The following is a 4,162-nucleotide window of genomic DNA, read 5'->3' as shown; positions in this document are numbered from 1 at the left end:
TAGGATACATTTTGTTTATGTACTCAATATATACCACTGAAGTCTTTGATGAATGGTTCACCAAGTTAAAAGACCAGCAGGCAAAAAGACGCATACAAGTCCGAATTGATCGGGTTGAAGATGGAAACTTTGGAGATACTGAACCAGTCGGTGAAGGTGTCTCTGAATTACGTTTCTTCTTTGGACCAGGCTATAGGATTTATTACTGCAAGCAAGGGCAAAGGGTTGTTATTCTTTTAGCAGGCGGAGATAAGTCTACGCAAAGTAAAGATATAAAACTTGCCCTGCAATTGGCACAAGATTTAGAGGAGGAGCTATAAATGGCTATTAAACTTCGCAAATGGGACAGTGCTGAGCATCTTAAAACAGAAGAAGATATGCAAGCTTACCTACAAGCCTGTATAGATGAATCTAATGGTGATGCGGCATTCATTGCAAAAGCTTTAGGTAACATTGCTAAAGCTAAAGGAATGGCTCAATTATCACGAGATACAGGTTTAGGCCGAGAAAGTCTTTATAAAGCACTTTCTGGTGATGTAAATCCAAGCTTTGATACTGTTATTAAAGTGGTAAAAGCGCTGAATTTACGCTTAGCAATTTAAAAAAAACTAGTAAAAAAGGGAGCTTAAAGCTCCCTTTTTCAACTTCATATAACGTGTATTATGTTAATTTTAGGAAATCTTAGTCTTTAGCTAACATAATCTTCAGTTGATATTACTTGAGCATATGCAAATTCAAAAGCGGCCATTAATGTTGCATGGACATGACCAGCAGGTACTTTAACGCCATTAAATTCCAAGTCTAGTGTTGCACAAGCATCATGTATCACTTTTACCTTATAACCAAAATCAGAAGCAGCACGAACAGCAGCATCAACACACATATGCGTCATAGCACCAATCACGACTAACTCAGTCACTTGATTGCTATCTAAAATTTCTTTGAGATTCGTATTTAAGAACGCATTGATGTGATTTTTAATGATTACAGCTTCATCTTCTTGCGGCTTAACTGTGTCCTGAAATTCAATACCATTTGAGCTAGGTTCAAATATAGGAGATTCAGCATCAGCAATATGTTGCACATGAATCACTTGAGTACCCAGTTGATGGGCTTTCGCAATTACTTTCACTGCATTAGCAGCAGCTTGTTCAATATTTACCAATGGTAATTTACCTGTAGGTAGATATTCATTTTGTAAGTCGATAACTAATAAAGCTGATTTTGACATACCTATTCCTTTACTTAACTAATATTTGTTTTGTTCTACTTATGTTTTAAAGAAGTGGAATGCTTCCACTTCTTTAAGTCACTTTAGAAAGAAAGCGTTTCACCATCGATAGGAATTAAAACCTTATCTTGGATTCCTTTGTCCTTTACGTAATCTGCAAGCTCAGCACGTGTTACCGACATGTGGTTAATTGCATCCATGTGAACAGCAACCACTTTAGCATTTGGTGCTTTCTGAGTTGCATGATAAGTATCTTCTTTGCCCATAATAATGGATTCTTTAAAGCCATCAACCAAGGCGTTACCTGTATTCAAGACAATCACATCAGGTTTAAATGTTTGAATCGCTTGATCAACTTCAGAACGCCAGATGGTATCTCCTGCTACATAAACAGTTTCATGACCAGCAGCTTCAAATACCACCCCCATTGCTTCGCCTAATCCAGCTTTAAGCTTAGGAATACGGTACATGGCATCAGTACCATGTTGGCCACCAGTTTTAGTGAGCTTAATCCCTTCAAAGGTGGCTTGCGTTAATACACGGACATCTTTGAAGCCTTGTGACTGAATGACTTTTTGGTCTTCTTTATTCTGTACAAACAAGGGCATGTTTTTCGGAATAGCCGCTTGTGCTGCATCATCCCAATGATCTAAATGGGTATGGGTCACGATTACCGCATCTACACCTTCTAAAATCGTTTCGGGCTTGATAGGCAAATCGACTAATGGGTTCCGTAAATAGCTACGATGAGTATCGGGGAAACCTTCATAGAACCCTTTTTTAGCAAACATTGGGTCAATTAAAAAGGTTGTATCAGCATAGGTTACTTTAATCGTTGCATTGCGAATTTCTTGTATATGCGTAACTTTAGAAGTATCTCGCTGAACCACCTGATCCTTCGCATATAAATGGACTGAAGCCATTGCCAGAGAGAGTGCAATAACAGAGCTACTTAAAATTTTATTCATATTCCAGATCCAATCATTGAGTCATACTCGAATCATGATAGGAAAAATCAAATAATAAAATTGTCCTTAAGGACAATCATCGAAACTATTGGGACAACATGCTATATTTATTATTTTAGAGAGGTAGATTGAATGGCTATACCAGTGATTGGATTGTTCGTATATCCCAATATAAATCCATTTCACTTCTCTATCCCCCATATCATTTTCAATATCAAGATTGAAGATAAACGCTTATTTGATCTGAAAATTTTTTCTATAGATGGCCAACCCGTAAAAACAGAACAGTCTATGATGATTATCCCTGATGGTGGGATTGAACTCATTAAAGAGTCGGATCTTATTATTATTCCTGGATGGGATGATTTTAATCATGAGCCTGAACAAGTACTTATCGATGCCCTAAATTGTGCATATCAGACTGGAATTAGAATTGTAGGGTTATGCTATGGAACTTATGCATTGGCATATGCTGGTTTACTTGATCATAAAAAAGCAGCTACGCACTGGATGGCTGAACAAGATTTTAGTGAGCGATTTCCACAGGTTCAGCTTGATCATGATGCCCTGTATGTAGAAGACCAAAGGATCGTAACCTCTGCAGGAACAGGCGCAGCGTTAGACTGCTGCTTGTACTTGGTACGTGAAATCTATAGTGCACAAATTGCAAATAAAGTTTCTAGAGTAATGGTAATTCCGCCTCACCGTGAAGGTGGGCAAGCTCAGTTTATTGAACAGCCAGTAGCAGAGTCGAGCCAAGATGCACAAATTAACCTATTACTTGATTTTTTAAGAAAGAATTTAGCTTTACAACATAATATTGAAAGCTTAGCTGAACGGACACATATGACACGTAGGACGTTCACACGGCATTTTAAGAAAGCGACAGGTATGACCTTAGTCGATTGGCTGAATACTGAAAGAATCAGATTAAGTTGTGAACTCTTAGAAACGACAAACTTGTCTATCGAAAAGATAACCGAGCTTTCAGGTTTTAATAATACCGTGTCATTTAGAAAGAATTTCCGTGAAAAATATGGCACCAGCCCTCAGGCATGGAGAAAAGCTTTTGGGATCATTAATGAGAATAATCCGCCCCATTTAACATAATGGCTGTTATAAGAAATGAAAAAAACCTAGACCGAAGTCTAGGCTTTAAATTTTAAAAACACATAAAAATTAAGGCTATAGTCTCAATTTTTCAACTTCGTATAACGTGTATTATGTTAATTTTAGGAAAACTTAAAAAATGAAGAAATTACAAATCATCTTTTCAGTAATTTTAGTCATAGTAATTTTATGGGGTATACAATGGATGTTTCATGGTTTTCCAGTAAAACCTTCAAACATCAATAATGTAAAACCTACTGGAGATATAGAATCTAACTTAAATGCATTCTTAACTGACACAGCTTTACCACGAATAATAGAGAGTTGTATTCCCTTCTATAATGAAGATTTTAGAAAACTAAATTCTCAGCTTAAAAACTCACCTGATTTAATTAAGGCTGATCACTTTAATAAAGCTCAATTAATAACAATTAATTCTGATACAAGAAAAAAAGAAGCCAACTTATCTACTGTAAATATTATTAATGAATTTTTTACTGTTTTAGATAGTCCAATGACTAATCCAGAAATGCTACAAAGATGTTTCGGAAATTATGGTTATACACTTCAAGACATGAGAAGGATTAAGAAAAAATTTAGCAATTTTGCAAACTCAAATTAATTAGATACCCTGCATTTAACATAATGGTTGTTATGCGAAATTCCTAGCATATTCACCTTTTGTCTTATATCTTTGTTTTTACCAATAGGTAAAATATATTCATAACCTACATCGGAAAAGTAGGTAGTTAAGAAAAAAATTGCAGAGATTTATAAGCCTTATAGTAACGGGAGAGACTATAGGGCTTTTTATTTATCTTAATATTCATATACCTAATGGATTTGCTTTTCA

At 35.8% G+C, this 4,162-nt stretch carries 6 protein-coding genes; 4 read left to right on the top strand and 2 right to left on the bottom strand.

Features of this window, described 5'->3' with window-relative positions; all coding sequences use genetic code 11:
* Positions 1-17: 17 nt before the first annotated feature.
* Both FTV38_RS16755 and FTV38_RS16750 read left to right on the top strand, forming a co-directional pair.
* Positions 18-320 carry a type II toxin-antitoxin system RelE/ParE family toxin gene (locus tag FTV38_RS16755; protein ID WP_178962753.1) on the top strand — a complete coding sequence of 101 codons (303 nt, stop codon included), beginning with the start codon at positions 18-20 and terminating at the stop codon, positions 318-320.
* Complete coding sequence (locus FTV38_RS16750; RefSeq protein WP_000985610.1) at positions 321-602, top strand: addiction module antidote protein; 282 nt, start codon at positions 321-323, stop codon at positions 600-602.
* An 86-nt stretch (positions 603-688) separates the two neighbouring features.
* Here the strand turns inward: FTV38_RS16750 and FTV38_RS16745 are convergent, their stop codons facing one another.
* Positions 689-1,231, bottom strand: a complete 543-nt coding sequence (locus tag FTV38_RS16745; RefSeq protein WP_044109724.1) for a cysteine hydrolase family protein — start codon at positions 1,229-1,231, stop codon at positions 689-691.
* 83 nt (positions 1,232-1,314) lie between these two features.
* Positions 1,315-2,199, bottom strand: coding sequence for an MBL fold metallo-hydrolase (locus FTV38_RS16740; protein WP_163146728.1), 885 nt, complete (start codon positions 2,197-2,199; stop codon positions 1,315-1,317).
* Between the two features lie 132 nt (positions 2,200-2,331).
* Here FTV38_RS16740 and FTV38_RS16735 point away from each other — a divergent pair, with 132 nt between their 5' ends.
* Entirely contained in the window at positions 2,332-3,309 is a 978-nt protein-coding gene (locus FTV38_RS16735; RefSeq protein ID WP_179991755.1) for a GlxA family transcriptional regulator, read from the top strand.
* A gap of 139 nt (positions 3,310-3,448) precedes the next feature.
* On the top strand, positions 3,449-3,931 hold the full coding sequence (locus FTV38_RS16730; RefSeq protein ID WP_174660721.1) for a hypothetical protein: 483 nt from the start codon (positions 3,449-3,451) through the stop codon (positions 3,929-3,931).
* The last annotated feature ends 231 nt before the right edge of the window (positions 3,932-4,162 follow it).

The sequence above is a fragment of the Acinetobacter sp. YH16044 genome (assembly GCF_013417145.1).
Lineage (GTDB): Bacteria > Pseudomonadota > Gammaproteobacteria > Pseudomonadales > Moraxellaceae > Acinetobacter > Acinetobacter amyesii.
This window is presented reverse-complemented; position numbering and strand designations above follow the sequence as displayed.

Bases quoted from the DNA above. Each gene is read 5' to 3' on its own strand.
- FTV38_RS16755 (WP_178962753.1), top strand. From the start codon at position 18: ATGTACTCAATATATACCACTGAAGTCTTTGATGAATGGTTCACCAAG.
- FTV38_RS16750 (WP_000985610.1), top strand. From the start codon at position 321: ATGGCTATTAAACTTCGCAAATGGGACAGTGCTGAGCATCTTAAAACA.
- FTV38_RS16745 (WP_044109724.1), bottom strand. From the start codon at position 1,231: ATGTCAAAATCAGCTTTATTAGTTATCGACTTACAAAATGAATATCTA.
- FTV38_RS16740 (WP_163146728.1), bottom strand. From the start codon at position 2,199: ATGAATAAAATTTTAAGTAGCTCTGTTATTGCACTCTCTCTGGCAATG.
- FTV38_RS16735 (WP_179991755.1), top strand. From the start codon at position 2,332: ATGGCTATACCAGTGATTGGATTGTTCGTATATCCCAATATAAATCCA.
- FTV38_RS16730 (WP_174660721.1), top strand. From the start codon at position 3,449: ATGAAGAAATTACAAATCATCTTTTCAGTAATTTTAGTCATAGTAATT.